The organism is Curtobacterium sp. MCLR17_058 (assembly GCF_003234705.2).
GTDB lineage: Bacteria > Actinomycetota > Actinomycetes > Actinomycetales > Microbacteriaceae > Curtobacterium > Curtobacterium flaccumfaciens.
Genome location: NZ_CP126262.1, coordinates 3,022,946 through 3,047,795 on the forward strand (window position 1 = coordinate 3,022,946; position 24,850 = coordinate 3,047,795).

Sequence of the window (24,850 nt, forward strand, 5' to 3'; positions counted from 1 at the left end):
GTTCCGGCGCTACCGCGCCCCGGGCTCGCCCGACACGATCGCGCGCAACCAGTCCCGCGCCTCGACGAACGCGGCGTCCGAGTAGCGCGCGGGCACCTCGGGGCGGGCACCGTCGGCACGCGGGTACGACCCGAGGAACGTCACGCGCGGGCTGAACCGACGCAGGCCGAGCAGTGCGTCCGCGACCCGCTCGTCGCGCACGTGCCCGTCGAGGTCGATGACGAACCGGTAGCGGCCGAGCTCGTCACCGATCGGGCGTGACGACAGCAGCCCCATGTTGATGCCCCGCGTCGCGAACTGTTCGAGCATGTCGACCAGGGCACCGGGGTGGTCGGCGGGCAGCTCGACGATGACGCTGGTCTTGTCGGCGCCGGTCGGTTCGGGCAGCGCGAGGGTCTTCGACACGAGCACGAACCGGGTGACCGCCGAGGCGTTGTCCCCGATGGACGACGCGAGCACGACGACGTCGTGGTGGTCGGTGATGCCCGGCGGCGCGACGGCGGCGTCGGCGGTCGGGTTCGCCTCGAGCAGGGCGAGGGCCGCGGCGACGTTCGACGACGCCGGGATGTGGCCGTGGCCGGGCAGGTTCGCCTCGAGCCAGTTGTGCGTCTGCGCGTAGGCGACGGGGTGCGCGTTCACGGTGTGGACGTCGGCCAGGGTCGTGCCGGGTCGGGCGACGAGCACGAAGTCGACCGGGACCAGGTACTCCCCCACGATCCGCACGCCGGGGATCCGGGCCAGGGCGTCCTGCGTGGCGCTCACTCCGCCGTCGACGCTGTTCTCGATCGCGATGACGGCCCCGATCGAGCGGCCGGACATGACGTCGTCCAGGGCCTCACCGACGTTGTTGACACTCCGCCAGGGCTTGCCGGCGGCGGCCTCGACGAGCTTCAGGGCCGCCTCGGTGAAGGTGCCGGCGGGTCCGAGGTAGGAGTACGTGTCGGACGGCGCGGCGGGGTCGGTCATGCGGCGAGCCTATTGCAGGGACGCCGAGGCCAGGCGGCCTCAGTCCGTCGCCGCACCCGTCAGCCGCTGCTCGCAGATCGCGGTGTCGTCGTCCTCGCGCGGGTACGTCAGCGCCGCGAACCGACCCTCGGGGTCGAGCCGCGTCAGGAGCGATGCCGCGATGCCGTCGAGCTGCGCGACCTGCTCGTCGGAGAGCGCGTCGATGACGACCCGGCGGGCGGTGCGGACGTGGTCCGGGGCAGCGTCGACGATGGTGGCGTACCCGGCGTCGGTCAGGCGGACGTCGGTTGCTCGGCGGTCGGAGGTCGACGGGCACCGGGTCACGAGCCCGCGCTTCTCGAGACGGGACACCACGTGCGACAGCCGCGGCAACGAGGCGTTCGTGGCCGAGGCGAGCGCCGACATCCGCAGGGTCCGGGTGTCGGTCTCGGAGAGCATCGCGATGACCATGTAGTCGAAGTGCGTCAGGTCGGCGTCACGCTGCAGCTGCTGGTCGAGCGCGGCCGGCAGGAGTTCCATGACCGCGACGAGCTTCATCCACGCGCGCAGCTGCTCGCGGGTGAGCCACGGGGTCTCGTCGGTCATGACCTGATCATACCGAAAGGTTGTCTCTTTAACCAGTGGTGCGCACCGCGGACGAACCAGCCGAACCAGACGAACCCGCCGAACCCGACGAATCAGCAGCGCGACGCGACCGCACCACCCCGATGACGAGCACGACCACCACGACGACGAGCAGCGCCCCCTCGACGAGCAGCAGCCGCGTGCCGTAGTCGAACGGCAGCACGGTGGGGTTCTTCTGCCCGTGGTCCTTGGCAGCGATCTCCGGCAGCACCACCAGGGCGAGCACGCTGCCGAGCACGATCGCCGCCTGCACGACGACGAGCACCCAGGCCCGCAGCGAGCGTCCGGCCCGACGCAGCAGCAGCCCGGCACCGACCACGAACGGCGACAGGACCGCGTCGTGCAGCACCACCGCCGCGAGCAGCCAGACCCCGAGCCCGCCGATGCGGTTCGGCTTGACGGACGTCACGAGCACGTACGCCCCGAACGCGATGACCAGCACACCGATCACCACGAGCACGATCCGCGCGGCCTTCACCGGAGCACTTCGATCTTCTCGATCCACTTGGTCTGCAGCACACCGGGCCGCCCGGGAGCGATGATCCGCGCCGGGAACCCGTGGTCCAGGTCGAGCGTCGCACCGTTCAGCTCGAGGGCGACGAGCGTCGTCGGGTCCTCGGCGTACTCCGGTCCCATGTCCATGATCCGGTAGCCGCCGTGCCGCTCCAGGCTCGTCACGCGCACGTGCGACCCCTGCGGCGCCTGCACGGCGTCGAGCAGGTCGCGCATCCGCACGCCCTTCCAGGTCGCCATCTGACTCCACCCCTCGACGCACGAGATCGGCAGGTCGACCTGCGCGGTGCCGAGCGCGACGAGTTCCGCCCGGACGAACGTCCGGCTCACGTCGTGGCCGACGACGGTGAGCGTCCAGTCGGCGGCGGTCGCGGTCGCGAGGACGCCGGCTGCCCGCGCGGTCCGGTTGACCGGCAGCCCGTTCGCGCCGATGCCGCGACCGCGGGCGCCGAACACGTTGAACGGTTCCGCGAGCTTCGAGGACTGCCCCGCCGTGAGCGCGACGACACCGACGGTCGCCGCCGTCACGCCGGCGAAGAACCCGCGTCGGGCGATGCGCTGGCGTCGTCCGGTGGCTGCTTCCGGCGTCGGCCTGGAGGCCCGGCTCGCCTCCGCCACGTCGGCCGTCGGCTGGGCGGGACTCGGCTCCTCGGACACCGCGCGGGTCTCCGGGGCCGTGTCGGGTCCGGTGGGACGGGGCTCGGCGCCGCCGGGGGCGGCGTCGACGCCGTCGATCCAGCGGAACACGCGGCCCAGCAGGCCGGGGGCGGTGGACCCGGCGGTCTCGGCGACCGCAGCGTGCGGGGCGGACGCACCACGGGCCTCCAGGCCAGGAGGAAGCAGCTCACTGCCGGACGCGGGGTCCGCGATGAACCGGCCGTGCGCGTCGTAGGAGTCGCGCTTCCGCCAGTAGCGCGCGATGACCGGCAGCTTGGCGGCGATGTGGATGGCCAGCGAGCCGATGATCACGTAGGCCATCGCGTTGTGCACCTGGCGGAACGGGAACGGCCACGGGTACCACTGGTACGTGTTGAGCAGGCCGGTGACGACCTGGATGATCGACGCGGACACGAGCACCGCGATCGACAGCCGCTCGAGCAGGTGCAGCACGCCGCGCACCGGCGGCACCTGCACCAGGGCGGGCATGACGGTGTTGAGCTTGGCGAGCAGCAGCGGGATGATCGCGATCCCGGTCGTGATGTGCAGGCCCTGCGTGAACTGGTACAGCTGCGTCGGACGGGTCGGGAACCGCATCCAGCCGAGCGGTTCCTGCAGCAGGTGGCTGTAGATCCCGGTGCCGAAGCAGATCAGGAACGCGATGCCGAGCAGACGCCCGAGCACCACCGCCGAGCGGGCGTTGCGGTTGGGGGACGCCAGAGCTGCTCGTCCGTCGTGCAGCAGGCGCTGGAGGCCGGATAGCCTCGACGGACCATGAGCGACCGACTGCGTGCCCTCCGACCATCCCTGGCCGACGGCACCGCCGTCCGGATCGGCACGGTGCTGGCCGTCGTGGGAGTACTCGCCCTGTCGGGCGTCATCGCCGTCGGCGTCACGCATCTGGGGTTCCTCCGATCGGGCCATCGTTCTGCATTCGTTGCGTGGACGCTGATCGCTTGGACCGTCTTCGTGATCGCCGTGCTCGCGGTGCGTTTCGTGCCCGTCCGCTGGATGACCACCATGGTCATCGGTGGAGCGGTGGTGATCGGCATCGCCGCGCTGGTCGGCCCGCCGAACACGAGCACCGACTCCGCCCGGTACGCGTGGGACGGCATCGTCCAGCATGCCGGTGTCTCACCGTACGCGCACACCCCCCAGTCCGCGGCACTGTCCGGTCTCCGACCCGACTGGCTGTTCCCCGACAAGGTGGACGGCACGTGCGATCCGCTGAAGCCCCGGTTCCGCGGGCTCGGCGACGGCGCGGACGGGCACTGCACCGCGATCAACCGGCCGGACGTCACGACGATCTACCCGCCGATGGCGCAGCTGTGGTTCGCCGCGGTGCGGTTCTTCGTGCCGGCGACCGCGCAGTACCTGCCGTTCCAGGTCGCCGGGCTGCTCGTGTCGCTCGGTGTGACCGTCGGGCTCGTCCTGGTGCTCCGACGCATCGGCCGTCCGACCTGGTGGGCGGCGCTCTGGGCCTGGTCGCCGCTCGTCGCGTCCGAGGCGGTCACCAACTCGCACGTCGACGTCGTCGGCGCCGCACTCGCCACGGCCGGTGTCGTGCTCGTCGCGTTCGGCCGGCCGATCTGGGGCGGGATCGCGCTCGGGGCCGCGACCGCGACGAAGCTCATCCCGGCGATCGTGTACCCGCCGTTGCTCGGCCGCGGTCGGGCGTGGTGGGCGATCCCGATCGGCATCGCCGTGTTCGGGCTGCTCTACGTGCCCTACGTGCTGACGACCGGGCTCGACGTGCTCGGGTACCTGCCCGGCTACCTGAGCGAGGAGGGCTACGAGGACGGCTCCCGGTTCGCGCTGGTGTCGCTCGTGGTCAAGGGCGACGCGGCGACCCTGGTGGTGGGGCTCCTGGTGCTGCTGGCGGCGTTCGTGGCGTGGCGGTTGTCCGACCCGGCGCGGCCGTGGTCGGGCGAGGTCCTGATGATCGGCGTGACGTTCCTCGCCGTGACGCCGCGCTACCCCTGGTACGCGCTGCTGCTCATCCCGTTCGTGGTGCTGTCCGGGCGGTGGGAGTGGTTGTCGATCGGCCTCGCCATCGCGCTGCGCGGGGTGTGGCCGTCGGCGGACGCCTACCGGTGGTGGTTGCTCGCGGCCGTCGCGGTCATCGTGGTCGTCACGCTGCTGCGCACGGAGCGGTCGCAGTGGCGACGGTGGTGGGAGCGGCTGACGTTCCGGCGCGTGGAACACGTACGCTGACGACCATGGCACCCGCGATCCTGCTCGGCACGACCGGCTCCGTGGACCCGGCTCCCGCCGGGCTCGTCGACCGCTTCGGGCGTCGCGCCGTCGACCTGCGGGTGTCGCTGACCGAGCGCTGCAACCTCCGCTGCACGTACTGCATGCCCGCGGCCGGGCTGCCGTTCGCCCCCGACGAGGCCCTGATGACGGCGACCGAGATCGAGCGGCTGGTCCGGATCGGCTCGTCGCGGTTCGGCGTCCGCAAGGTCCGGTTCACCGGCGGGGAGCCGATGCTCCGGCACGACCTGGTCGACGTGATCGCCCGGTGCGCCGCGCTGCCCGACGCCCCGGAGCTGTCGCTCACCACGAACGCGATCGGCCTCGCCCACCGCGCCCAGGGCCTGTACGACGCCGGACTGCGGCGCGTGAACGTGTCGCTCGACACCGTCGATCCCGACGTCTTCACCACCGTGACCCGCAGGCCGTTCCTCGACAAGGTCATCGCCGGGCTGTCGGCCGCGCACGACGCCGGGCTCGACATCAAGGTGAACGCAGTGCTGCTGCGCGGGATCAACGACGAGGCCGCCCCGGAGCTCCTCCGCTGGTGCCTGGAGCGTGGCTACGAGCTGCGGTTCATCGAGCAGATGCCCCTGGACCCCGACCACGCCTGGGACCGCACCTCGATGATCACCGCCGCCGAGACCCGCGCGCTGCTGGCGACGTCGTTCGTGCTCACGCCGGACGAAGCCCCGCGCGACGGCGCCCCGGCCGAGCGGTACCGCGTGCACGACGTCGTCACCGGCGAGCCCCTCGGCACCGTCGGGATCATCGCGAGCATCACCGAGTCGTTCTGCGCGGACTGCACCCGCACCCGGCTGACCGCCGACGGGCACGTGCGCAGCTGCCTGTTCTCGGACGAGGAGACCGACGTGCTCGGGCCGATGCGCTCCGGGGCGGACGACGACGAGGTCGCCGAGCTCTGGCGGCTCGCGATGTGGGCGAAGCCGCGCGACCACGGTGACGACAGCGACGAGCTCGTGCACCCGACGCGTGGCATGAGTGCGATCGGCGGCTGAGGCATGACCACGATCCGGTTCTTCGCCGCTGCCCGGGCTGCCGTGGGTGTCGACTCGCTGACCACGACGGGGCCCACCATCGAGGCCGCCCTCGGCGCGATCGACGTCGTGGACCCTGCGCGATGGAGTGCGCTGCAGGAGCGTTGCTCGTACCTGGTCGACGGCGTGACGACGCGTGACCGGGCGACCTCGCTCGACGGTGTCGAGGTCGTCGACGTCATGCCGCCCTTCGCCGGGGGCTGAGTTCGGCGGCTGAGCGGTAGTACGCCCGTTCCTTCCCAGAACGCCCGCGATACCTGGCGTTTTCCGGCATACCGTGTCGGAACTTCCGACCAGGCACGCCCGATTCGACCAGGTACGCCCAATTCGACCAGGTACGCCCGATTCGACCAGGTACGCCCGGAACGACCAGGTACGCCCGACTCGACCCCGCGCCCGCGCCCGCGCACCCCGTGCCCGTTCCTTCCCACAACACCCGCGATACCTGGTGCATCCGGGCATACCTGGTGCGAACTTCCGACCATGTATGCCCGATTCGACAAGGTACGCCCGGAACGACCAGGTACGCCCGATTCGACCAGGTACGCCCGGAACGACCAGGTACGCCCGATTCGAGCCGGTACGCCCGATTCGACCCCGCGCCCGCGCGCCCCGCGCCCGTTCCTTCCCACAACACCCGCGATACCTGGTGCTTCCGGGCATACCTGATGCGAACTTCCGACCAGGCACGCCCGATTCGACCAGGTACGCCCGGAACGACCTGGCGCCGCCAGCCTCCGCGACCCGCCCGCGCCGAACCAGCCCCCGCCCGCGCCGACCCCGCCCCGCCCTACGGCGAGACGGACAGCACGATGAACGCGGCGAAGATCACCAGGTGCACCCCGCCCTGGAGCCGCGTGGCACGACCGGGCAGCACGGTGAGCACCGCCGCGACGATCGTCAGCGCGAGCAACACGATCTGCGACGGCCCGAGCCCGAGCAGCAGCGTCCCCGGCATGAACAGCGACGCGACCGCGATCGACGGGATCGTCAGACCGATCGACGCCATCGCGGACCCCATCGCCAGGTTCAGGCTCGTCTGGATCCGGTTCCGTGCGGCGGCCTTCGACGCCGCGATGCCCTCCGGCAGCAGGATGAGCAGCGCGATCACGACACCGACGAACGACGGCGGGAACCCGACCGCGGCGACCCCGGCCTCGATCGCGGGCGACTCCACCTTGGCGAGCCCGACCACGGCGACGAGCGCGACCACGAGCAGCCCGAGCGACACCATCGTGGTGCGACCGGACGGGCGTGCGGCGTGGGCGTCCTCGGACTCGACCAGGACCCCGCCGGCACGGTTGACCGGCAGGAAGAAGTCGCGGTGCGCCACGGTCTGCGTGACGACGAACAGCCCGTAGAGCACCAGTGACGCGATCGCGACGAACACGAGCTGCGTCCCCGTGAAGGACGCGTCGTCGGTGCCGGTGGTGAAGGTCGGCAGCACCAGGGTCAGCACGGCGAGCGCGGCCACCGTCATGGTCGCGGCGCTGGCGCCCTCCTGGTTGAAGCGCACGGTGTTGTGCCGCAGGGTGCCGATCAGGATCGCGAGGCCGACCAGCCCGTTCATCGTGATCATCACCGCCGAGAACACCGTGTCGCGCGCCAGGGTCTCGGCCTGCGCACCTCCCGAGCTCGACAGCGAGATGATGAGGGCGACCTCGATGATCGTCACGGCGACGGCCAGCACGAGCGAGCCGAAGGGTTCCCCCACGCGGTGCGCGACGACCTCGGCGTGGTGGACGGCTGCGAGCACCGTGACGGCGAGCACGACGGCGACGACGACCACCACGGCGGTGCCGAGCCCGTAGCGGCCGTACGAGAACGCGAGCACGACGGCCGCCAGGATCGGCGTGGCCACGGGCCACACCTTGGGGAACCAGGAGGTCATCGGACCATTGTCTCAACCACGGGGCGCGTAGACCGCCACCTCGGCTGCGGGGACGTCGATGCGCACCGCGTCGCCGGGGGCGATCCCGAGCGCGGTCAGCCGGGCGAGCGTCAGGTCCGCCACCAGGTCACCGGCCCGCACCCGCACCAGTCCGTCGCGCGGTTCGAGCGACGAGACGGTGCGTGCGGCTCCGGCACCGTCCCGCGTCAGCACGGCGGCCGTCGGGTGGAAGGCGGCCAGGGCGGGCCTGCCGGGAGGCACGGCGTGCGTCCCCGACGCCAGCTCACCCCCGCCGTCGATCGCGATCCCACCCCCGGTGGCGGTCCCGCGCACCAGCGCGAGCCCGGAGAACGTCGCGGCGAACGCACTCGTCGGACGACCGAGCACGGCAGCGGGGACGCCCTGCTCGACGACCCGACCGCCCTCGAGCACGACGACGCGGTCGGCCAGCGCGACGACCTCGACCGGGTCGTGCGTGACGAGCACGGCGGGACGACCGGCGACGGCGGTCCGGAGTGCCGCGCGGACCTCGTCCTGCGCGCCGACGTCGAGCGCCGAGGTCGGTTCGTCGAGCAGCAGCACCGCCGGGTCGGTGGCGAGCGCGCGGGCGATCGCGACGCGCTGCGCCTGTCCACCGGAGAGCGTGTGTGGGTCGCGCGTGGCCAGGTCGGCGACCCCGACGGCGTCGAGCGCGTCACGGGCACGTTCCCGGGACGCGGCGCGACCGGTTCCGGACGCACGGGGCCCGAAGGCGACGTTCCCGACGACGTCGAGGAACGGGAACAGGTCGGACCGCTGCGCGACGAGTCCGGTCCGACGACGGTGCGCGGGGACGGTGTGCCGTGGGCTCGAGACCTGCACCCCGTCGAGTTCGATCCGGCCGGCGTCGATCGGCAGCAGCCCGGCCAGGGCCTCGAGCACCGTCGACTTGCCCGCACCGTTCGGCCCGATGACGGCCAGGCACTCCCCCACACGGACCTCGATCGCGACGTCGACGTCCCGCGACCCGACGACGACGTGCGCCCGGACGCCCACCGCACCCTCGGCCGTCACGCCAGGGCTCCCCGGGTGCGGAACGACGAGGCCCCGATGACGACGACGGCCACCACGACGAGCACGACCGCCAGTGCCACCGCGGTGTCCGGGTCGACCTCGCGCTGCAGGTAGACCTCGAGCGGCAGGGTCCGGGTGACCCCCTGCAGGCTGCCGGCGAAGGTCAGGGTGGCCCCGAACTCGCCGAGCGCCCGGGCGAAGCAGAGCACGAGCCCGGACACGATCCCCGGCAGGACCCGCGGCGTCGTGACGGTCAGGAACGTCCGGGTGGGTCCGGCGCCCAGGGTCGCGGCGACCCGTTCGTAGCGGTCGCCCTCGACACGGAGCGCCCCCTCGACCGAGGACACCAGGAACGGCATCGCGACGAAGGTCTGCGCGATGACCACCGCCGTCGTGGTGAACGCGATGTGCAGGCCGTGGTCGTCGAGGAACGCCCCGACCACCCCGAGCCGACCGAAGGCCGCGAGCAGCGCGAGACCGCCGACCACCGGCGGCAGCACCAGCGGCAGGAGCACGACGGCACGTGCGACGCCGACCCAGCGCGACCGTGACCGCGCGAACAGCACGGCGAGCGGGTACCCGAGGACGAACGCGACGCCGGTGGCGGCGAGCGCCGTGCCGAGGCTGAGCCCGAGCGCGGTCAGTGACGCGGTGGAGGTCACGAGCCCGACGAACGACGACCAGTCCACCCGGCCGAGCATCGCGAGCACCGGCACGACGACGAACAGCCCGCCGAGCACCGCGGGCAGCGGGAGCCACCATGCAACCGGCGGCCGTCCGTCAGCGCGGGGAGCCACGGGTCAGGGCTTCCCGAAGCCCGCGTCGGCGAGCACGCGCTGCCCGGCGGCGGAGCGGACGTACTCCGAGAACGCCTGCGCGAGCTCCGGGTCCTGGGATTCCCGGAGCACGCCGATCGGGTACGTGTTGACGGCCTTGCCCGACTCGTCGAACGGGACGCCGTCGACCTTCCCGCCGGCTCCTCGGACGTCCGTCACGTAGACGAGTCCGGCGTCGGCCTGCCCGGACTCGACCTTGCCGAGCACGTCGGTGACGGACTGCTCCTCGCTGACCGGCTCGAGATCGACGCCCGATGCGGACTCGACCTTCGCCGTCGCGGCACCGCACGGCACCGGGGCGGCGCACGTGACGAGCTGGACGCCCGGAGCCGTCAGGTCGTCGAGGTCCGTGATGCCCTTCGGGTTGCCCGGTGCGACGGCGATCTCGAGGACGTTCGTCGCGAAGTCCCGCGGCGAACCGCTCGCCAGGTCGGTCGACGCCAGCTTCGCCATGTTCGCTTCGTCGGCGGACGCGAACACGTCGGCGGGGGCACCGTTCTGGATCTGGGTGACGAGGTCGCTCGAGCCGGCGAACGAGAACCGGATCGAGGCGCCGGGGTTCGCGGTCTCGAACTGCTTGCCCAGGGTCGTGAAGGTCTGCTGCAGGGACGCCGCCGCGAACACGGTGATCGACCCCGACACCTCGGTGTCCGCGCTCGACGACGAGGACGACGACGACCCCGCCGGAGCGTCCGCGGTGGAACACGCCGACAGGCCGAGCGTCGCCACGACGGCGAAGGGCACGAGCAGCGAGCGGGACCGACGGATCATCGGGGGTCCTCCTGGTGGGCGGGTGCCTCGACCGCAACCATCGTGGCCTTGACGGACGCCACCGCGACGGACCCGACCTCGAGCCCGAGGTCGCGGACGGCCTCGGCACTCATCAGGGACACCACGCGGTGCGGGCCGCACTGCAGCTCGACCTGCGCCATCACGGTGTCGACGACCAGGTCGGTGACGATCCCGACGAAGCGGTTGCGCGCCGAGCTCTTCACCGCGGACCCCGGGTCGGTCAGCTCGGAGCTGCGTTCCCGCGCGTACGCGGCGACCTCGCGACCGTCGACCACGGCTCGCCCCGCGTCGTCCGTGGCACGGGTGAAGGTGCCGCCGTCGACGAGCCGACGAACGGTGTCGTCACTGATCCCGAGGAAGGCCGCAGCGTCCCGTACCCGCAGTTGCGTCATGATCCACCGATCTTATCCGCGGATGCGGCGGCAGGGGCAGTGGAGGTGACCGGGCTGGGTCAGGACCGGTGCTCGATCGCCACGGGCAGCCCCTCGCGACGCCAGGCCTCGAAGCCGCCGTCGAGGACCGTCACGCGCCTCCCGACCGGTTGCCGCGCCGCCCACGCGTCCGCACGGGGTCCGCGTGCGCAGTAGACGACGACCTCGTCCGCACCGGTGTCGTCGGTGACGGCACCGGCGACCACGCCGGCCGCCCGTTCCTCGTCGGTCCGGACGTCGACGACGACCAGCGGGTCCGACGGGTCCGCCACCCTGGCGGCCAGGGCGGACGGCGCGATGCGCGGCGTCGCGGAGGCACCAGCAGGTGCCGGTCGACGCGAAGCGGGTCCGCGACGGACGGGGCTCTCCGTCCAGCGCCACCGGCGGGCGTCGACGGTCAGCACGCGTCCGAGCAGCGGGTCGCCGCTGCCGGTGACCAACGCGAAGACCTGTCCTGCCATCACCGCACCGACCGCACCGCACAGTGCGGGGACCACGCCGTCGAGGGCGCACGAGCCCTCGTCGGGCAGGGCCTCGGGGTGCAGGTCGTGGAAGTCGACGCCGTCCGGCCCGGCGTCGCGGAAGACGCTGACCTGCCCGTCGTGGCCGAGCACGGTGCCCCACACGAACGGCACGCCGGCAGCGGAGCAGGCGTCCGAGACGGCCCGGGTGACCACGACCGAGTCGGCGGCGTCGACCACGACGTCGTGTCCGGCGACCAGGTCCGGCGTGAACGACCCGACCACGGCGACCGCGTCGAGTTCCGGGTCGACGGCGACGGCCCGGGCGACCGCGACCTGCGCCTTCGGCGAGCCGACGTCCGCGGCGGTGAAGAGCGTCTGCCTGGCCAGGTTCGAGGCGTCGACCACGTCGGGGTCGACCACCGTGAGCCGACCGACCCCGGCGAGGTACGCGACCACCGGCGCCCCGAGCCCGCCGGCCCCGACGACGAGGATGCGCGATGTGGCCAGGCGTCGCAGCCCGGTGACCCCGACGTCGGCGAGCGCGGCGGTCCGCGAACCGAGCTGCGTCCGCCCCGGGGAGAGCGCGGCGGCGGGGGCGACGAGGGGTTCCATCCCGTCATTCTGGCCCGTCGCACCGAACTCCTGCATGTGAGAGTTCAGTGCCCGGACGCGGCGGATCCCCAGAGCAGATCGGTACGGTCGCGGGCGTGAGTTCCCCGCGCACCGGTACCGTCCCGGTCCGACGCACGACGTCGGACGCGTCGGTGCGCGCGCGCTCGCTGGGGCTCGTCGTGGCGGCTGTCCGAGCCCTCGCACGGACCCCCGAGATCACCGTCGGCGCGCTCGGCGTCGTCGTCGCAGCGGCCTTCAGCTGGGTGCCGTCGGTCTGGTACGACGAGGCTGCGACCATCGCGAGCGCACAGCGCAGCTGGCCGGCGCTCTGGGCCGAACTGCAGAACGTCGACGCCGTCCACGGCCTGTACTACGCCGTGATGCACGTCTGGTTCACGCTCGTCGGGTACTCGCCGTTCACGCTGCGGTTCCCGAGCGCGCTGGCCATCGGGGTCTCCGCCGGCCTCGTCGTCGCGCTCGGCCGTCGTCTCGGCGGGGTGCGGCTCGGCGTCGTCTCCGGGATCGTGTTCCTCGTCCTGCCGCGCGTCGCCTGGGCCGGCACCGAGGGGCGCCCGTACGCCACCGTCACGACGTTCGCCGTCGCGCTGACCCTCGTGGGGATCACCGCGGTCCGGCGCACCCGGACCGGGCACCACGCGACCCGGTGGTGGGTCGTCTACGGCCTGTTCGCCGTGGTGGCCGTGCTGTTCAACGTCTACCTGGCCCTGGCCGTCGTCGCGCACGGGGTCGTGCTCCTCTGGACCGCCGTCGCCGACCGTGCCGCACGTCGCGACGCCGTGCTCTCGCAGCGCAGCGGTCCGGTGGTCGCGCCGATGGTCGACCGCGCCGCGTTCGTGCGCTGGGGCGTCGCCGCCGTCGGGGCCGCGCTCGTGGTGTCGCCGTTCATCGTCCTCGCCGCAGGGCAGGCCAAGCAGGTCGGATGGATCACCGGCGTCGGGTGGGCCACCGTGCGCCAGGTCGTCGCGACCGCCTGGTTCGGTGCCGTCTGGCCGTACGCGGTGCTCGGGTGGGCGCTGATGATCGTCGGCGTCGTGCTCGCCGTCCGGGCCACCCGACGCCCCTCCCCCGCCGCCCGTGACCTGCTGCGGATGCAGGCCGTGCGCGTCGCCGTCCCCCTGACGATCCTGCCCACCGCACTGCTCGTCGGCGCGACCGCGGCCGGGGAGCACCTGTACTCCCCGAAGTACGCCAGCCTGAGCCTGCCGTTCGTCGCGCTGCTCATCGGCCTGGCGATCACGGCGATCCGACCCCGGCGGTGGCTGGCGCTCGCGGTCGTCGGGATGCTGCTCGTGTCGGCACCGACGAGCACGATCGTCCGGCTGCCCCACGCCAAGCAGGACTCGCACTGGGCGAACGCGGCGGCGATCATCGAGCGCGAGCGGGACCGGCGCACCGACCAGAACGAGGGCGTCCTCTTCGGCAGTGTCTGGGAGCATCCGGGCACCACCGCGCAGGTCATCGCCGACTCCTACCCCGAGGCCTTCACCGGGATGCGCGACCTCGCCGTCGCCGAGACCGGTGCCGAACGCGGGCAGCTCTGGAACGTCAACGGCGACATCGCGACGACGGTGCCCCAGCGGATCTCCGGCATCGACACCGTGTGGTTCGTCGGCGGCAAGTCACGGAACATCCGCCCGCAGGTCACCGACACGCTCGTGGCCGAGGGGTTCCACGTCGTGCGCTACTGGCACACCGGCACGGTCATCCTCTGGAAGTACAGCCGCTGACGGTGGCGGTCCAACCGCTGACGGTGGCGGTCCAACCGACGACGGCTGTGCCGGGGCCTCGGGTCAGTGCACCACGCGCGCGCCGTGCACCGGACCGGTGGCCCGGAGTGCGACGAGGCCGGCGGCGCTGAGCTCGACCTGCAGTTCGAGCGCGGCGTCACGGTCACCGACCAGGAACGCCACGGTCGGTCCGCTGCCGGACACCAGGCCGGCCAGGGCACCGGACTTCTCGCCGAGCTCCAGCGTCGCCGCGAGCCGGGGCTGCAAGCGCATGGCCGGTGCCTGCAGGTCGTTGTGCACACAGTCGGCGAGCAGGTCGGGGTCGCCCGCGCGCAGAGCCTGCAGCACGTTCGCCTCGACCACCGGGTGCGACGGCGCCGGGGAGATGTCGGCGCGGTACCGCTCCCGGTGCTCGTCGAGCGCACGGTAGACGGCCGGGGTGCTCAGCCCGTCGTCGCTCAGGGCGAGGACCCAGTGGAACTCGCCCTTGGCCAGCGCCGGGCTCAGCTCGTCGCCGCGGCCGGTACCGACGGCGGTGCCGCCGGCGAAGGCGAACGGCACGTCGGCGCCGAGCTGTGCGGCGAGCCGGAGCAGCTCTTCGCGACCGAGCGCGGTGCCCCAGAGCGTGTCGACGGCGAGCAGGGTCGCCGCGGCGTCCGCGGAGCCACCGCCCATGCCGCCGGCGACGGGCACCTGCTTGTCGATGGTCAGCCGCACCCCACCGCGGTGTCCGGCCGCGTCGGCCACGAGCCGGGCCGCACGGATGGCCAGGTTCGACTCGTCGACCGGCACGGTGCTCGTGTCGATCGGCCCCGTGAAGGTGACCGAGAAGTCGTCGGCGGCCTCGGCGGTGACGTCCTCGTACAGGGACACCGCCTGGTACGCCGTGGCGACGTCGTGGTAGCCGTCGTCCTGCAGCGCCCCGACGGACAGGAACACGTTGATCTTGCCGGGGGCGCGCGTCCGCACGCGGGTCGGTGCGGCCAACGTGGTCATGCGCCCAACCTATCCCGCTGCGGCTGCCGTGAACCCCCGCGCCAGGTCCGCGGTGATGTCGTCGATGTGCTCGAGGCCGATCGACAGGCGGATGAGGCCGTCCCCCACCCCGGCGGCCGCTCGCTCGGCCGAGGTCATCTGCACGTGGGTGGTCGATGCCGGGTGCACGACGAGCGATCGGACGTCCCCGAGGTTCGAGACGTGGTCGAACAGCTCGAGGGCAGCCACGAACCGTCGGCCCGCGGCGACCCCGCCGGCCAGGTCGAACGACAGCACGGCCGACGGCCCCTTCGGCACGTAGCGCTGCTGCAGGTGGTGCCACGGCGAGTCCGGCAGGCCGGCGTAGTGCACGTGCTCGACCTGGTCGTGGGCGTCGAGCCAGCTCGCCACGGTGGCAGCGTTCGACACGTGCCGGTCCATGCGGAGCGACAGCGTCTGGATGCCCTGCAGCACCAGGAACGCGTTGAACGGTGCGATCGCGGGCCCGAGGTCGGCGGACAGCTTCGAGCGGGTGCGCTGGATGAACGCCCGCCGCCCGAACTTCTCGGCGAAGTTCGTGTTCGCGAACCCGGACTGCTCGGTCGAGGCCAGCTGCGGGTAGGCGTCGGCGTGCGCGGCCCAGTCGAAGTTCCCGCTGTCGACGATGAGCCCGGCGATGGCGCTGCCGTGTCCGGCCAGGTACTTCGTCGCCGAGTGCACGACGATGTCGGCACCGTGCTCGATCGGGCGCACCAGGTACGGCGTCGCGATGGTGTTGTCGACGATGAGCGGCACACCGGCCTCGTGTGCGACTCCGGCCACCCCGGCGAAGTCCAGGACGTCCCCGCGGGGGTTCGGGATGGACTCGCCGAAGAACGCCTTCGTCTCCGGACGCACCGCCGCTGCCCACTCGGACAGGTCGGTCGGGTCCTGCACGAACGTGAAGGTGATGCCGAGGTCCCGCAGGGTCGACGCGAACAGCGTGTAGGTCGCGCCGTACAGCGAGGCGCTCGACACCACGTGGTCACCGGCGCGTGCGACACCGAGCACGGCCAGCGACGTCGCCGCCTGCCCGGACGCCAGCGCCAGCGCACCGATCCCGCCCTCGAGGTCGGCGATCCGGCGCTCGAGGGCTGCCGCCGACGGGTTGTTCACCCGTGTGTAGGTGTGGCCGGGAGCGTCGAGCATGAAGCGCGCGGCGGCGTCCTCCCCCGACGGGTACACGTACGCGGCGCTCTGCGCGATCGGCGGCACGTTCGCGCCCCACCCCGGGTCGGCCTTGAAGCCGGCGCGGATCTGGCGGGTCTCGAACGCCCAGCCGTCCTCGGCGTTGGTCGGCGCGGCACCCATCAGGACTGCGCCCCGACCGACTGCCGGACGAGCGGGATGACCTGCTCGCCGAACCGGTCCATCTCCTCGAGCTGCGGCGAGAACTGCAGCAGGAGCGTGTCGACCCCGGCGTCCTCGAACTCCCGGATGCGGTCGGCCACCTGCGACGGCGTCCCCACGAACCCGGGGCGCAGGCCGCGGTTCGACACCGAGTAGTCCTCGAGCGAGGGCACGTGCTCGAGCTGCGACTTCGAGATGAAGTCCTGGTACGACTCGTACGCCTTGCCGTGCTGCACGTCGGTGATCCGGGCGAGCTCGGCCTGCGCCTCCTCCTCGGTCTCGCGCACGATGACGTACGCGGCCATGCCGAACGCCTCGAACGGCGGCAGACCGGCGTCGACGCGGCGCTGCTTCATCTCGTCGATCTTCGCGCGGAGCTCCTCGACCGTGCCGCCGTGCGTGACGTAGGCGTCGGCGTACCCGGTGATCGCGGCCTTGCCGGCCTCGCTCTCCCCACCGGCGTAGATGCGCGGCGTCACGCGGGGCTTCGGCTCGAGGTGCGCGTTCTCGATCTCGTAGTACTCGCCCGAGAACGAGTACGGGGTCTCGCGCCACAGGCCCTTCATGACCTCGACGAACTCCGCGGTGCGCTTGTACCGGTCGTCGTGCTCCGAGAAGATCCCGCCGTACTGCTTCGCCTCTTCCGCCCACCAGGCGCTCACGACGTTGAAGGTGAACCGGCCGCACGAGATGTCGTCGATCGTCGCCGCCTGCTTCGCCGTCACCGCGGGCAGGTGGTACCCGGGACGCATCGCCGCCATGATCTCCAGGCGCTCGGTCGTCGCCGCGATCGCCGCCGCGAGCGACCACGCCTCAAGCGAGGGCGCCGCCGTGCCCTTGATGTCGTTGAGGTTGAGCTCCGGCACGAGCGTCAGGTCGAAGCCGATCCGCTCGGCGCGCTGCGCCAGGCGCTTCACGTAGTCGAAGGTGACCGGCATGTTCTCGTTGTCGACGTTGCGCAGCCAGCCGCCGAAGAGCGGGGTCCAGTATCCGAATCGCACGTTGGTTCCTTGGGGGTGTGGGAAAGGCGGACGGGCGGGAGCCGCTGGTTGACGACGCGAAGCGTTGTGCGGATCGCGCTGCCGGAGCCAGCGGAGGCAGTCGTGGCGGGCCCGCCACGGGCCTCCAGTCCGGTGGTTCTTGCGTTCTCAGGCCGTGAGCTGCGCCGCGTACTCCGCTGCCAGCAGGCCACCGAGGTACTTCGCGATGGAGCGCGGGCCGGAGGCCGGCGCGGACTCCTCGACCGCGGGGTTGTAGTTCGTGTTCGTGTTGATGTCGTAGACGACGGTGCGGCCGTCCGTCGTCTCCATGAACTCGACGCCCGCGATGGTGACGCGCTGGTCGGCGAGGAACGTGCGGAGCTGCTGGACCAGCGGGTGCTCGGCGGTGATCTCGGTCCGGACGGCGAACGCCGGGGGCGCGCCGATGGTCTCGGTGCCAGGGACGTCGCAGACGGCACCCGCGATGACCTGCGGCACCTCGCACGCGTCGGCGGGGCAGAGCTCGAAGCTGCCGGCGCTGGTGTCGACGCGGACCGCGTACACGAACTCGCCGCCGACGAACTCGACGCGGGTGATGAAGGGTTCGCGGGCCGTCAGGTACTCCTGCAGCAGCGTGATGCCGTCGACCGGGGCCTCGAACTCGGGGCTGTCGACGTAGGCGTCGAACTCGGCGAGCGAGTCGAACCGCCGCACGCCCAGGCCCTTGCCGCCCTGGTTGTGCTTCGTGATGAAGGGGACGTCCTGCCCGTCGGTGAAGGTGCGGGCGGCGTCCTTGAGCGTCGTCGTGCCGAACACGGCGGTCGTGCGGGGCACGTCGAACCCGGCCTGCTGCAGGAGCCCGTGCTGGGCGACCTTCGACACCTCGAGCTCGAGCACGTGGCTGCCGCCGACGACCTGGCGGCCGGCACGCTCGAGCCAGCCGAGGATCGCCCGGGTGTACTCCTTGCTGTGCTCGTGGCCGCGGGTGTGGGAGCTCGCGGACATGCGGCTCCAGTAGACGCCGGGGGCCGGCTCGGCCGCGAGGTCGATCTGCCCCTCGGTCAGCAGGATCTCCTCGACCGGGACGCCCTCGGCCTCGAAGGCGGCGGCGAGCGGGGGGAACCACTCGGGGTTCTCGTGGATGACGTACACGCGCGGAGTGCTCACGCCCCCACCCTAGGCACGGTATACCGCACGTGCCCAAGTGTGTGACGTGGCGTTGCTTCTCGGGGCGGGGCGGGGGCGGGCGGGTCGCACGGTGCGCGCTTGTCCGGTCGGTGCGAGGTTGGTCGCTCGGTGACGGACTGTAGGGCGGCACCGAGCGGTCAACGATGCACGGGCTGACGAACCTCGCACCGTGCGGGGTCGACCAACCTCGCACGAGCCGAGCGAACCCGCACCGTGCGCCGTGTCAGCCGGCGAAGGTCTGCTGTCCGACGACGCCGAGGAGCTCGAGCTTCTGTGCGTCCTCTGATCCTGGAGGCGCGGTGAAGAGCAGCAGGGCCTGCGCCTGGTCGTCGGTGTGCAGCACCTGGCAGTCGACGGTGATGCGGCCGAGCTCCGGCTGCACGATCGTCTTGTTGTCCGACCAGCGCGTGGCCACTTCGTGCTTGGCCCAGAGGTCGCCGAACTCGGCACTGCGCGTCTGCAGCTCGGCGATGAGTTCCGTCGCCCGACGGTCGCCCGGGCCCGCGAGCCCGACGGCCGCCCGGAGCGACGCGACCACCACCCGCCCCAGCCGCTCGTGCTGCTCGGGTGCGTACCTCGCGAGCTCCTCACCCGTCACGAACCACCGCCACGCCTGGTACCGGCGGTTGCCCGGCAGGCCGACCGAGCTGCTGAGGAGCGCCGCCGCGAGCCGGTTCTCGACCAGGGTCTCGCCCAGGTGACTGACGACGATCGCCGGGGTGTCCTCGAGCCGGTCCAGAACCCGCAGGATCGCCGGGTCGACGTGGTCGGCGCGGTGCATCCGGGTCGGGGCGTTCTGCCCGGACAGGTGGAACAGGTGGTCGCGCTCGTCGAGGCTGCACCGCAGGGCCCGGGCGATCGCGGCGATCATCTGCTCGGACGGCTGCGGTCCGCGCTGCTGCTCGAGTCGCGTGTAGTAGTCGACGGACATGCCGGCGAGGGCAGCGACCTCTTCGCGGCGGAGCCCCGGGGTCCGGCGTCGTGGACCCTGCCCGAGACCGACGTCCTCCGGGCGCAGCAGCTCACGGCGACGGCGGAGGAAGTCGGCGAGCGCGGCACGGTCCATGGGTCGATCATCGTCCGCTTCCGCCCCGGGTGCCAGGGATCGCCGATCCCCCGATGACCGCGCTCTGGTTGCGTCCCTGTCCACCGAGCATCGTGGTCGCCATGGACATCACGAACTCCACCGTCTTCATCCCCGGCGCGACCTCGGGCATCGGTCTCGCGCTCGCCCAGCGCCTGCAGGCCGCCGGCAGCACCGTCGTCATCGGCGGCCGCCGCCAGGCGCTCCTCGACTCCCTCGCCGCCGAGCACGGCTTCGGCACCGTGCAGATCGACGTCGCCGACGCGGCGTCCATCGAAGCCGCTGCCACCTCGGTGCTCGAGGCGTACCCGTCGCTCGATGCCCTGATCACCATGTCCGGGATCATGCGCGACGAGGACCTCCGCGACCCCGAGCACATCCACGACGCCCTCGAGCTCGTCCAGACGAACCTGGTCGGCACGATCCGGCTCATCGACGCGTTCCTGCCGCACCTGCTCGCCCAGCCCTCGGCCACCCTGATGACCGTCAGCTCCGGTCTCGCGTTCGTCCCGCTCACCGCATCACCGACGTACAGCGCGACGAAGGCCGGTGTGCACGCCTACACGCAGGCCCTCCGTCAGCAGCTCGTGGGGTCGTCGCTCGAGGTGCTCGAGCTCGCCCCGCCGGCCGTCATGACCGACCTGATGGGCGGCGCCGACTTCGGTGGGATGCCGCTCGACGCCTTCGCCGACGAGGTCATGGCGCTCATCGAGTCCGGCGCAGCCCCGGAGATCCTGGTGCAGAACGTGCACCCGCTGCGCTTCGCCGAGCGGAACGGCAACCACCAGCAGATCCTCGAGATGATGGCCTCCCGCGAGCACTGAGTCGGGCGGCCGGCCGGCGTTCGCACCGTGCGAGGTTCTGTGTTCCGTGCGAGCCACTTCGGCTCGCACGGAACACAGAACCTCGCACCATCGCGGTCAGCAGGTACGCAGCACGCAGGCGTCAGGGCGGGGCCGTCGCCGGGCGAGGAACGAACTACTCCGCGGCCGCCAGGACCGTCCGCCCGAGCCGCACGAAGTCGTCCACACCGATCGCCTCACCCCGGGCGGTCGGGTCGATGCCCGCCGCCGTCAGGACCTCGGACGCGTGCGCACTGCCGCCGAGCACCCCGGACAGGCTCTGCCGCAGCATCTTGCGTCGCTGCTGGAACGCCGCGTCCACCAGCGTGAACACCCGCGACCGCAGGAGTTCGTCACCCGGGGGCTCGTGCCGGTCGAACGCCACCAGGACACTGTCGACGTTCGGCACCGGCCAGAAGACCTGACGGCTGACCAACCCGGCGGTGCTCCACGACCCGTACCAGGCGGCCTTGACGCTCGGCGAACCGTAGACCTTGCTGCCCGGACCGGCGGCGAGCCGGTACCCGACCTCGGCCTGCACCATGACGAGCGACCGCTCGATCGACGGGAAGGTCGCGAGCAGGTGCAGCAGCACGGGCACGGAGATGTTGTACGGCAGGTTCGCGACGAGGTGCGTCGGCTCGACGTCGAGATCCGCGGCGGCGACGGTCATGGCGTCCTGCTGCACGACCGTCAGCCTGGCGTCCGGCTGCATCGACGACACCGTCGACGGGAGCTTGGCGGCCAGGCGCTTGTCGATCTCGACCGCGGTGACGGGCGCGCCGGTCTCGGTGAGCCCGAGCGTCAACGACCCGAGCCCCGGGCCGATCTCGAGCACCCGTGCCGACGGGGTCACACCGGCGACGGACACGATGCGCCGCACGGTGTTGGCGTCGTGCACGAAGTTCTGGCCGAGCTTCTTCGTCGGGGTGACGTCGAGTTCGGCCGCGAGCTCCCGGATCTCCGCCGGGCCGAGCAGGGCACCCACGACTACTCCTCCACCGTCACGGGCTCGGCGTCCCACGCGCCGTAGACGAGCTCGGTGTTCGAGGCGATCTGGGCCGCGAGCATCGAGGCGTCCGTGCCGAGCGTCTCCGCCATCGACCGCAGGGTGAGCGGGATGAGGTACGGCGCGTTCGGGCGACCACGGAACGGGGTGGGCGTCAGGAACGGTGCGTCGGTCTCGATCATGATCAGGTGCCGCGGGGCGACGACCAGGGCTTCACGCAGCAGTGCGGCGTTCTTGAACGTCACGGTGCCGGCGAACGACATGTACCAGCCGCGCTCGGCGCAGAGCCGGGCGAGGTCCGGGCCGCCGGAGAAGCAGTGGAAGACGGTCCGCTCCGGCGCGCCCACGCGGTCGAGGACCTCGACCACGGCGTCGTGCGCGTCGCGGTCGTGGATCGTCAGCGCGAGGTCGTGCTCCTTCGCGATGCGGATGTGCTCCTCGAACGAACGGACCTGGGCGTCACGGCCGTCCTCGCCGGTGCGGAAGAAGTCGAGGCCGGTCTCACCGATCGCCCGGACCCGCGGCAGCGCGGCGAGCCGTTCGATGCCGGCGAGGTGCTCGTCGAGCAGCCCCTGTTCCTGCAGCACGGGCGCTTCGTTCGGGTGCAGCGCGACGGCGGCCAGGACCCGGGGCTCCCGGGCGGCGATCGACGCGGACCACTCCGAGGTGGCGAGGTCGGTGCCGACCTGCACGACACCGCGCACGCCGACGCTCGAGGCACGGTCGAGGTGCTCGCGGTACTCGAGCGGACCGTCGCCGCCGTCGCCGACACCGTCGGCGATCTCCATGTGGGTGTGGTTGTCGTACACCGGCACGACGAGCGCCTGCGGCAGCGGCGGGTACGTCAGGTCGCGCTTCGAGCCACCGGACGCCCCGTCACCGCGGGACCGGACGTGCGACTCGGCGTCGGTCACGCGGAGACCTGCTCGATCCGGGGGAACAGCCCGCTCTCGAGCGGCACCACGTGCGACGCACCCTGCCACTCGAACGCGCGGTCGACCCGCTGCTCGGCGACGGACCCGCCGGCACCGATCGAGGCCCAGAGCTTCTCGGTCGCCTTCGGCATGACCGGGGACAGCAGGACGGTGACGGTGCCGAGGCCGCGGAGCGCGGTGGTCAGGACCGTGCCGAGGCGCTCGCGGTTGGCGTCGTCCTTCGCCAGGGCCCAGGGCGCCTGCTCGGTGATGTAGCCGTTCAGGGCGTCGACGAGCTCCCACACGCTCGCGATCGCCTCGTGCGGGGCGAAGGCGGCGATGGCGGCTTCGGCACGCTCGGTGACCGAGACGGCCAGGGCGTCGATCGCCTGGTCGGACTCGGTCAGCGCACCGCGCTCCGGGACCTCGCCGTCGCAGTACTTCTGCAGCATGGCGACCAGGCGCGACGCCAGGTTGCCGTAGCCGTTCGCGAGCTCGGCCTGGTAGCGCGCCGAGATGTCTTCCCAGCTGAAGTTGCCGTCCTGCCCGAAGGTGATGGCGCGCAGGAAGTAGTAGCGGAAGGCGTCGGACCCGAACGTGTCGGTGATCTCCGACGGCGCGATGCCGGTCAGCTTCGACTTGGACATCTTCTCGCCGCCGACGAGCAGCCAGCCGTGGCCGAAGACGCGCTCCGGCACCGGCAGCCCGGCGGCCATGAGCATCGCCGGCCAGATGACGGCGTGGAAGCGGGCGATGTCCTTGCCGACGATGTGGACGCTCGGCCAGAGGCGCTTGAAGGCCTCGTCGTCGTCGGTGCCGTAGCCGAGCGCCGTGACGTAGTTGAGCAGGGCGTCGAACCACACGTACAGCACGTGGTCGCTGTCCCAGGGGATCTTGATGCCCCAGTCGAAGCTGGAGCGCGAGATCGACAGGTCGCGGAGCCCCTGCTTGACGAACGAGATGATCTCGTTGCGGACGCTCTCGGGCTGGATGAACAGCGGGTTCGACTCGTACAGGTCGAGCAGGCGCTGCTCGAAGTCGGACATCCGGAAGAAGTAGTTGCGCTCGGCCAGCACCTCGACCGGGATCGAGTGGATCGCGCAGACCTGCTGACCCTCGTACGCACCGGTGCCGGCGACCAGGTCGCTCGGCTGCTTGTACTCCTCGCAGCCCACGCAGTAGAAGCCCTCGAACTCGCCGGCGTAGATGAAGCCGTCGTCGTAGAGCTTCTGCAGGAACGCCGTCACGCCGCGCTCGTGCCGCTCGTCGGTGGTGCGGATGAAGTCGTCGTTCGCGACGTCGACCGTGTCGAGCAGTGGCTTCCAGGCGTCGTTGACCAGCCGGTCGGCCCATTCCTTGGGCGAGACGTCGTTCGCCGAGGCGGTGCGCAGGATCTTCTGCCCGTGCTCGTCGGTGCCGGTGAGCAGCCAGGTGTCGTCACCGCGCTGCCGGTGCCAGCGCGCGAGGAAGTCCGCGGCGACCTCGGTGTAGGCGTGCCCGATGTGGGGCACGTCGTTCACGTAGAAGATCGGCGTGGTGATGCTGAACGAGGACCCGGCGGACATGCGGACCATCCTACGGGCGCACCGAACCCTGATGACGCGTGCGGCGGTGGACTGTGGAGAACCGGGTCCTGGAGGCCCGTGACAGGCCCGCCCCGCGCCTCCAGACCGGCGGATGCGAACGTGACGAGCCCCGCTCAGCGCGCCGCGAGCGCCCCTTCGTAGAGGTCCCGCTTCGACAGCCCGGTCGCGTCCGCGACCGCCGCGGCGGCCTCCTTCATGCGCATGCCGGCGGCCACCCGCTCGAGCACCAGGCGCACGCCGTCGTCGAGCGTGGCTTCTTCGGTGGCCTCCGCGGCGCCGGCGACGACGATGCAGATCTCACCCCGGACACCCTCGGACGCCCACGCGACGAGTTCGTCCAGCGGCCCACGGCGGACCTCTTCGTACAGCTTCGTGAGCTCACGGCAGACCGCGGCGCGTCGGTCGTCCCCGAACCCGACGGCCATGTCCGCCAGGGTCTCGGCCAGCCGGTGCGGCGACTCGAAGAACACCATCGTCCGCTGCTCCCCCGCCAGCGCCTGGAACGCCCGACGGCGCTCCCCGGCCTTGCGGGTCGGGAACCCCTCGAACGTGAAGCGGTCGGTGGGCAGCCCGGACACGGCGAGCGCCATGAGCACGGCCGACGGCCCGGGCAGGGCGGTGACGGTGACCCCGGCGGCCGCGGCGGCCTCGACGAGCGGGAAGCCGGGGTCACTGATCGCGGGCATGCCGGCGTCGGTCAGGACCACGACGTCCTCGTCGCGGGCGAGCTCGACGACCTCGGACGCCTTCGCCCGCTCGTTGTGCTCGTGCAGGGCGATGAGCCGCGGACGGTTCTCGATGCCGAGAGCGCGCATCAGGTGGATGGCGGTCCTGGTGTCCTCCGCCGCGACGACCGTGGCGTTGGAGAGGGTCTCGACGAGACGGCGCGAGGCGTCCCCGAGGTTGCCGATGGGCGTTGCTGCGAGGACGATCACGCACCCATTGTCCCCGCACCCCAGTCGCAGCGGGGACATGTGGTCGATCC

24 protein-coding genes are annotated in these 24,850 nt (G+C 72.0%); 5 read left to right on the forward strand and 19 right to left on the reverse strand.

Annotated features, from left to right (window positions below; all coding sequences use genetic code 11):
• Window positions 1-9 precede the first annotated feature (9 nt).
• The 4 genes from pheA to DEJ11_RS14260 are packed head-to-tail and all read right to left on the reverse strand — an operon-like array spanning window position 10 to window position 3,447.
• Window positions 10-966, reverse strand: coding sequence for a prephenate dehydratase (gene pheA, locus DEJ11_RS14245; RefSeq protein ID WP_111095840.1), 957 nt, complete (start codon window positions 964-966; stop codon window positions 10-12).
• A 39-nt stretch (window positions 967-1,005) separates the two neighbouring features.
• On the reverse strand, window positions 1,006-1,551 hold the full coding sequence (locus DEJ11_RS14250) for a MarR family winged helix-turn-helix transcriptional regulator (RefSeq protein WP_017888293.1): 546 nt from the start codon (window positions 1,549-1,551) through the stop codon (window positions 1,006-1,008).
• Between the two features lie 28 nt (window positions 1,552-1,579).
• Window positions 1,580-2,068 carry a hypothetical protein gene (locus tag DEJ11_RS14255; RefSeq protein ID WP_111105102.1) on the reverse strand — a complete coding sequence of 163 codons (489 nt, stop codon included), beginning with the start codon at window positions 2,066-2,068 and terminating at the stop codon, window positions 1,580-1,582.
• Window positions 2,065-3,447, reverse strand: coding sequence for a molybdopterin-dependent oxidoreductase (locus tag DEJ11_RS14260; protein ID WP_111105103.1), 1,383 nt, complete (start codon window positions 3,445-3,447; stop codon window positions 2,065-2,067). Before DEJ11_RS14260 ends, DEJ11_RS14255 begins: the two co-directional genes overlap by 4 nt.
• Window positions 3,448-3,534: 87 nt before the next feature.
• Between DEJ11_RS14260 and DEJ11_RS14265 the strand changes: the two genes are divergently transcribed.
• From DEJ11_RS14265 to DEJ11_RS14275, 3 genes are read left to right on the forward strand one after another with little or no spacing between them, the layout of a single operon-like run.
• Complete coding sequence (locus tag DEJ11_RS14265; protein WP_111105104.1) at window positions 3,535-4,974, forward strand: glycosyltransferase 87 family protein; 1,440 nt, start codon at window positions 3,535-3,537, stop codon at window positions 4,972-4,974.
• Window positions 4,975-4,979: 5 nt separating this feature from the next.
• Window positions 4,980-6,032 carry a GTP 3',8-cyclase MoaA gene (moaA, locus tag DEJ11_RS14270; protein ID WP_111105105.1) on the forward strand — a complete coding sequence of 351 codons (1,053 nt, stop codon included), beginning with the start codon at window positions 4,980-4,982 and terminating at the stop codon, window positions 6,030-6,032.
• A 3-nt stretch (window positions 6,033-6,035) separates the two neighbouring features.
• Window positions 6,036-6,275, forward strand: a complete 240-nt coding sequence (locus tag DEJ11_RS14275) for a MoaD/ThiS family protein (protein ID WP_071406515.1) — start codon at window positions 6,036-6,038, stop codon at window positions 6,273-6,275.
• Window positions 6,276-6,861: 586 nt separating this feature from the next.
• On the opposite strand, the gene DEJ11_RS14280 is transcribed toward DEJ11_RS14275, so the two are convergent.
• Genes DEJ11_RS14280 through DEJ11_RS14305 form a run of 6 tightly spaced genes read right to left on the reverse strand, consistent with a single transcriptional unit; the run spans window position 6,862 to window position 12,150 of the window.
• Window positions 6,862-7,962, reverse strand: a complete 1,101-nt coding sequence (locus DEJ11_RS14280; protein ID WP_017888287.1) for a calcium:cation antiporter — start codon at window positions 7,960-7,962, stop codon at window positions 6,862-6,864.
• Between the two features lie 12 nt (window positions 7,963-7,974).
• Window positions 7,975-9,015 (reverse strand): ABC transporter ATP-binding protein, encoded by a 1,041-nt coding sequence (locus tag DEJ11_RS14285; protein WP_258375458.1) that lies wholly within the window; start codon window positions 9,013-9,015, stop codon window positions 7,975-7,977.
• Complete coding sequence (locus tag DEJ11_RS14290; RefSeq protein WP_071246956.1) at window positions 9,012-9,812, reverse strand: ABC transporter permease; 801 nt, start codon at window positions 9,810-9,812, stop codon at window positions 9,012-9,014. Before DEJ11_RS14290 ends, DEJ11_RS14285 begins: the two co-directional genes overlap by 4 nt.
• Window positions 9,813-9,815: 3 nt before the next feature.
• Window positions 9,816-10,622, reverse strand: a complete 807-nt coding sequence (gene modA / locus DEJ11_RS14295; RefSeq protein ID WP_111104054.1) for a molybdate ABC transporter substrate-binding protein — start codon at window positions 10,620-10,622, stop codon at window positions 9,816-9,818.
• Window positions 10,619-11,035: a TOBE domain-containing protein gene (locus DEJ11_RS14300; protein ID WP_111104053.1), complete on the reverse strand. Its 417-nt coding sequence runs from the start codon at window positions 11,033-11,035 to the stop codon at window positions 10,619-10,621. Before DEJ11_RS14300 ends, modA begins: the two co-directional genes overlap by 4 nt.
• A gap of 59 nt (window positions 11,036-11,094) precedes the next feature.
• The gene (locus tag DEJ11_RS14305) at window positions 11,095-12,150 is read right to left on the reverse strand and encodes a ThiF family adenylyltransferase (protein WP_181440863.1); all 1,056 of its coding nucleotides are present in this window, start codon (window positions 12,148-12,150) and stop codon (window positions 11,095-11,097) included.
• A gap of 95 nt (window positions 12,151-12,245) precedes the next feature.
• Here DEJ11_RS14305 and DEJ11_RS14310 point away from each other — a divergent pair, with 95 nt between their 5' ends.
• The gene (locus DEJ11_RS14310; RefSeq protein WP_111104050.1) at window positions 12,246-13,898 is read left to right on the forward strand and encodes a glycosyltransferase family 39 protein; all 1,653 of its coding nucleotides are present in this window, start codon (window positions 12,246-12,248) and stop codon (window positions 13,896-13,898) included.
• Window positions 13,899-13,961: 63 nt separating this feature from the next.
• Here the strand turns inward: DEJ11_RS14310 and DEJ11_RS14315 are convergent, their stop codons facing one another.
• The 5 genes from DEJ11_RS14315 to DEJ11_RS14335 form a co-directional block, all read right to left on the reverse strand.
• Window positions 13,962-14,894, reverse strand: coding sequence for a 4-(cytidine 5'-diphospho)-2-C-methyl-D-erythritol kinase (locus tag DEJ11_RS14315; RefSeq protein ID WP_027466065.1), 933 nt, complete (start codon window positions 14,892-14,894; stop codon window positions 13,962-13,964).
• A gap of 9 nt (window positions 14,895-14,903) precedes the next feature.
• Window positions 14,904-16,223 (reverse strand): O-acetylhomoserine aminocarboxypropyltransferase/cysteine synthase family protein, encoded by a 1,320-nt coding sequence (locus DEJ11_RS14320; protein ID WP_111104049.1) that lies wholly within the window; start codon window positions 16,221-16,223, stop codon window positions 14,904-14,906.
• A complete protein-coding gene (locus tag DEJ11_RS14325) occupies window positions 16,223-17,263 on the reverse strand; it encodes an LLM class flavin-dependent oxidoreductase (protein WP_111104048.1) in 1,041 nt (346 codons plus the stop codon). The genes DEJ11_RS14320 and DEJ11_RS14325 overlap by 1 nt, the downstream gene beginning before the upstream one ends.
• A 147-nt stretch (window positions 17,264-17,410) precedes the next feature.
• Entirely contained in the window at window positions 17,411-18,409 is a 999-nt protein-coding gene (locus DEJ11_RS14330; protein ID WP_111104047.1) for an ATP-grasp domain-containing protein, read from the reverse strand.
• 244 nt (window positions 18,410-18,653) lie between these two features.
• Window positions 18,654-19,496, reverse strand: coding sequence for a helix-turn-helix transcriptional regulator (locus DEJ11_RS14335; protein WP_111104046.1), 843 nt, complete (start codon window positions 19,494-19,496; stop codon window positions 18,654-18,656).
• A 101-nt stretch (window positions 19,497-19,597) separates the two neighbouring features.
• Between DEJ11_RS14335 and DEJ11_RS14340 the strand changes: the two genes are divergently transcribed.
• Window positions 19,598-20,338 (forward strand): SDR family oxidoreductase, encoded by a 741-nt coding sequence (locus DEJ11_RS14340; RefSeq protein WP_111104044.1) that lies wholly within the window; start codon window positions 19,598-19,600, stop codon window positions 20,336-20,338.
• A gap of 154 nt (window positions 20,339-20,492) precedes the next feature.
• Here DEJ11_RS14340 and rsmA read toward each other — a convergent pair whose 3' ends face one another.
• From rsmA to rsmI, 4 genes are all read right to left on the reverse strand, one after another.
• Window positions 20,493-21,344, reverse strand: coding sequence for a 16S rRNA (adenine(1518)-N(6)/adenine(1519)-N(6))-dimethyltransferase RsmA (rsmA, locus tag DEJ11_RS14345; RefSeq protein WP_111030773.1), 852 nt, complete (start codon window positions 21,342-21,344; stop codon window positions 20,493-20,495).
• 2 nt (window positions 21,345-21,346) lie between these two features.
• Window positions 21,347-22,279, reverse strand: a complete 933-nt coding sequence (locus DEJ11_RS14350) for a TatD family hydrolase (protein WP_111030772.1) — start codon at window positions 22,277-22,279, stop codon at window positions 21,347-21,349.
• A complete protein-coding gene (metG, locus tag DEJ11_RS14355; protein ID WP_111104043.1) occupies window positions 22,276-23,844 on the reverse strand; it encodes a methionine--tRNA ligase in 1,569 nt (522 codons plus the stop codon). The genes DEJ11_RS14350 and metG overlap by 4 nt, the downstream gene beginning before the upstream one ends.
• A 134-nt stretch (window positions 23,845-23,978) precedes the next feature.
• A complete protein-coding gene (gene rsmI, locus DEJ11_RS14360; protein ID WP_111038303.1) occupies window positions 23,979-24,800 on the reverse strand; it encodes a 16S rRNA (cytidine(1402)-2'-O)-methyltransferase in 822 nt (273 codons plus the stop codon).
• Between the last annotated feature and the right edge of the window lie 50 nt (window positions 24,801-24,850).